Consider the following 3,735-nt stretch of genomic DNA (forward strand, 5'->3'; position numbering starts at 1 on the left):
ATATCCTTAATTATTGATGGATTTTCGGTCTCTGCCAACAGCTTAATAAGCTCTAATTTTTCTAATTGAATGTCCATAAATGTGATAGTAAAGTTTAAATATACAAAACTTAATCCAATTTCAAAGCACCTACACCAATTTCGTCGCAAATATACTGCTGATTTTGGCAATAGCCAATTAATTCATCCTTAATAAATTGCAAAATCTTTTCTTTGCCATTTTCGGGGTATAAAACATGAACGTTTGCACCCGCATCAAGTGTAAAACATACCTGAATATCAGTTGCTTGCCGGAATTTCCAAATTTTATTTATAATCTCTAAAGTGTTGGGTTTCATCAAAATAAAATACGGATGAGAAGTCATCATCATCGAATGCAATGTTAAGGCCTCACTTTCCACTAATTCCACAAACTTTTTAAGGTTTCCATCCTTCAAAATTTGTTTCATTTTTGCCAAATTTTCATGGGCTTGCTCAAATCGTTGTGCAGCATAAGGATGATTGTGCATTAATTCGTGACCTACGGTACTCGAAACCACTTTTTCTCCTTTGTCCACAAGCAAAATTGTATCTTGATACTGCTGAAAATTAGGATGAATGAGCTCTGTAAATTCAACCCCAAATAAATCTGAACTTTCTTTAATTGACTCGCTTTTTCCCCACACCACAACCGAACCTTTGATACTTCGGCATGCACTTCCAGAACCCAATCGCGCTAAAAAAGAGGCTTTTTTCCAAAAATAGTCGTCTGCCATTTCAGGATTAAAAAGTTTTTCCATTGACATCAAATTGACTGCCATTGCCGCCATTCCGCTCGCCGATGATGCAATTCCTGAACTGTGCGGAAATGTATTTTCAGTAGAAATAACAAAATGAAAATCTTTTAAAAATGGCACATAAACCGCAATTCGTTCAAAGAATTTCTGAATTTTAGGTTTGAAATCTTCTTTTGGCTTTCCGTCTAAAAATAAGTCGAAAGAAAAATCATTCGAATCCGAACTTTTAGGTTCAAACTCAAGTGTAGTAATGGTTTTACAATTATTCAACGTAAAACTGATGGAAGGATTAGCAGGAATTTGATGTTCCTTTTTACCCCAATATTTTACCAATGCGATATTACTTGGAGCACTCCATTGAAATTGTCCTTTCTGCGTTATTTTTTGCGTATACGCTTGAGGTATAAAATCCGTAACTGCTGTCATTCTTTATTCAATTTTTGACAAAGATACTTTATTTGCTTCACATCAAAAAACAACTTTTAAATCAACAAAATTCGTATTTTTGAAGAAAAAATTACGATTATGAAACTCGCCTATAAAATCATCATACTACTTGTCGTCTGCCTCGGAATCGGCTATTTTGCCGGAATGGTGACACAAAATAGTATTGAAACTTGGTATACAATAATTGAAAAACCGAGTTTCAATCCACCCAATTGGCTTTTTGGGCCTGTTTGGACTTTACTTTACATTTGCATAGCCGTTGCAGGAGCAATTGTTTGGGATAAAATTGACACCCATCCCTTAGCGAAAAAGGGATTGCTGTTTTTTGCAATTCAATTGATTTTAAACACGCTTTGGTCTTTTTTGTTTTTTGGGTTAAAAAATCCGTCAATCGCACTTATCGAAATTATTTTACTCCTACTTATCATTTACGAAACCTACATACTTTTCAGTAAAATCAACAAATTTGCAGGATATTTATTCATCCCTTACCTTCTTTGGGTGAGTTTTGCCCTGTTTTTGAATGCCAGTATTTGGTGGCTCAATCGCTAAATCCTTATTTATAATGAATAAAAACTAGCCATTTCCAACAATTCAACAAAAGTGAAAAATGCATTTAAGGTTGTGTTTTAAATAGATGCAACCTATCTTTGTGCAAAAATTACTTTTCCATAAACCTAATATTATGCAATCAAATCAATTTGACTATTTTCCGATAGTAATGCAGTTACTTCTCGCAGTAGGATTTGTAGTAGCAACCATTATTGGCTCTAGTTTTTTAGGCCCAAAAAGATCATCTAAAAACAAGGATAAAAATTTTGAATGTGGTATCGAATCGGTAGGAAATGCCCGAATGCCTTTTTCTGTTAAATACTTTTTGGTAGCCATTTTATTCGTCCTTTTTGATGTCGAAGTTATATTTATGTATCCATGGGCGGTTAATTTCCGTGAAATGGGTTTTGAAGGTTTAATTAAAATGGGCATTTTTATGTTTCTTCTTGTGGTAGGATTTTTCTACGTGATGAAGAAAAAAGGTTTGGAGTGGGAATAATATAAGGATTTTTCGGTTTTGAGATGTTCTGGCCTGGCTTCAGGAATAGGATGCTCTATTCCAAAAACATATTGAAAACAGAATTTACGTTTTACGATCATTTAAAAGCAGAAAACCTAATTCAAAAATCATAACTTAAATGAGTGAAATAAAATCAAATATGGTAGCACCCCCGGAAGGATATTCTGGCGAAGGATTTTTTGCTACAAAAATGAGTGATGTTGTAGGTTTGGCTCGTGCTAATTCGCTTTGGCCTTTACCCTTTGCTACTTCTTGTTGCGGTATTGAATTTATGGCAACTATGGGATCGCATTATGATTTGGCTCGGTTTGGCTCGGAACGAATGAGTTTCTCACCACGCCAAGCAGATATGCTGCTCGTGATGGGAACTATTTCCAAAAAAATGGCACCTATTTTACGTCAAGTTTACGAACAAATGGCAGAGCCTCGTTGGGTAATAGCAGTTGGTGCATGTGCCAGTTCGGGCGGAATTTTCGACACGTATTCAGTATTACAAGGAATTGACAAAGTAATTCCTGTCGACGTTTACGTACCGGGTTGCCCACCTCGACCCGAACAAATTTTGGACGGAATTATGCGATTGCAAGATTTGGTTCGATCGGAATCGGCAAGACGCAGGAGTTCTCCTGAATATAATGAATTATTGGCTTCTTATAACATCAAATAAACATGGCTTTAGATAGCACGATTATACAAACAAAACTAGTGGATAAGTTCGATAATATAGTATCGAATTTTATACAACAACACGATATTTTTACCTTTGATGTAACAGCCGAAAGCAATCTAGAAGTGATGCGCTTTTTGAGAGATGATGCAACTTTACGGTTCAATTTCCTAACCGACATCTGCGGAATTCATTATCCCGAAGCAGAAAAAGACAAAGAATTTGCTGTGGTTTATCACATGCACAATTGGCTGGACAATACAAGAGTGCGTTTTAAATGTTTTCTTTCATTAGAAAATTTAGAAATCAATTCAGTAACCAGTTTGTTCTCAGGCGCTAACTGGCAAGAGCGTGAAACATTCGATTTTTATGGAATTATATTTAAAGGTCATCCACAATTGAAACGTATTTTGAATATGGATGAAATGACTTCTTTTCCGATGCGAAAAGAATTTCCACTAGAAGACGGCGGACGTACCGATAAAGACGACCGTTTCTTCGGGAGAACAACAATTAATTGTTAACGCACCTGAAATAATAGCGCGAAAATGCAAGACTTATTATTACCACCAGAATTACGTTATGCCGACATTATCAAGCAAAGGCAAAATGAAGACGGAAGCGAGCTTTCGATTCTGAATTTAGGACCAACTCACCCTGCGACTCACGGAATTTTTCAAAACATCTTGTTGATGGATGGCGAAAGAATCGTAGAAGGCGAAGGAACTGTGGGTTACATTCACCGTGCTTTTGAAAAAATTGCAGAAAACCGAC

5 protein-coding genes and 1 pseudogene are annotated in these 3,735 nt (G+C 36.0%); 5 read left to right on the top strand and 1 reads right to left on the bottom strand.

Annotated elements, in window-relative coordinates; all coding sequences use genetic code 11:
* Positions 1-109: 109 nt before the first annotated feature.
* Complete coding sequence (gene mvaD, locus ACIQ2X_RS14555) at positions 110-1,201, bottom strand: diphosphomevalonate decarboxylase (protein ID WP_396179677.1); 1,092 nt, start codon at positions 1,199-1,201, stop codon at positions 110-112.
* A 99-nt stretch (positions 1,202-1,300) separates the two neighbouring features.
* Here mvaD and ACIQ2X_RS14560 point away from each other — a divergent pair, with 99 nt between their 5' ends.
* The 5 genes and pseudogenes from ACIQ2X_RS14560 to ACIQ2X_RS14580 form a co-directional block, all read left to right on the top strand.
* On the top strand, positions 1,301-1,774 hold the full coding sequence (locus tag ACIQ2X_RS14560) for a TspO/MBR family protein (RefSeq protein WP_396179678.1): 474 nt from the start codon (positions 1,301-1,303) through the stop codon (positions 1,772-1,774).
* A gap of 133 nt (positions 1,775-1,907) precedes the next feature.
* Positions 1,908-2,273 (top strand): NADH-quinone oxidoreductase subunit A, encoded by a 366-nt coding sequence (locus ACIQ2X_RS14565; protein WP_396179680.1) that lies wholly within the window; start codon positions 1,908-1,910, stop codon positions 2,271-2,273.
* Positions 2,274-2,412: 139 nt separating this feature from the next.
* The gene (locus ACIQ2X_RS14570; RefSeq protein ID WP_396179681.1) at positions 2,413-2,961 is read left to right on the top strand and encodes an NADH-quinone oxidoreductase subunit B; all 549 of its coding nucleotides are present in this window, start codon (positions 2,413-2,415) and stop codon (positions 2,959-2,961) included.
* 2 nt (positions 2,962-2,963) lie between these two features.
* Entirely contained in the window at positions 2,964-3,485 is a 522-nt protein-coding gene (locus tag ACIQ2X_RS14575; protein WP_396179682.1) for an NADH-quinone oxidoreductase subunit C, read from the top strand.
* Between the two features lie 24 nt (positions 3,486-3,509).
* Positions 3,510-3,735: pseudogene (locus tag ACIQ2X_RS14580) on the top strand (NADH-quinone oxidoreductase subunit D); the annotation flags it as partial.

This window comes from Flavobacterium sp. (assembly GCF_044368625.1).
In the GTDB taxonomy this organism is placed as follows: Bacteria; Bacteroidota; Bacteroidia; order Flavobacteriales; family Flavobacteriaceae; genus Flavobacterium.

Coding starts and splice junctions, on each gene's coding strand:
- mvaD (WP_396179677.1), bottom strand. CDS start 1,201: ATGACAGCAGTTACGGATTTTATACCTCAAGCGTATACGCAAAAAATA.
- ACIQ2X_RS14560 (WP_396179678.1), top strand. CDS start 1,301: ATGAAACTCGCCTATAAAATCATCATACTACTTGTCGTCTGCCTCGGA.
- ACIQ2X_RS14565 (WP_396179680.1), top strand. CDS start 1,908: ATGCAATCAAATCAATTTGACTATTTTCCGATAGTAATGCAGTTACTT.
- ACIQ2X_RS14570 (WP_396179681.1), top strand. CDS start 2,413: ATGAGTGAAATAAAATCAAATATGGTAGCACCCCCGGAAGGATATTCT.
- ACIQ2X_RS14575 (WP_396179682.1), top strand. CDS start 2,964: ATGGCTTTAGATAGCACGATTATACAAACAAAACTAGTGGATAAGTTC.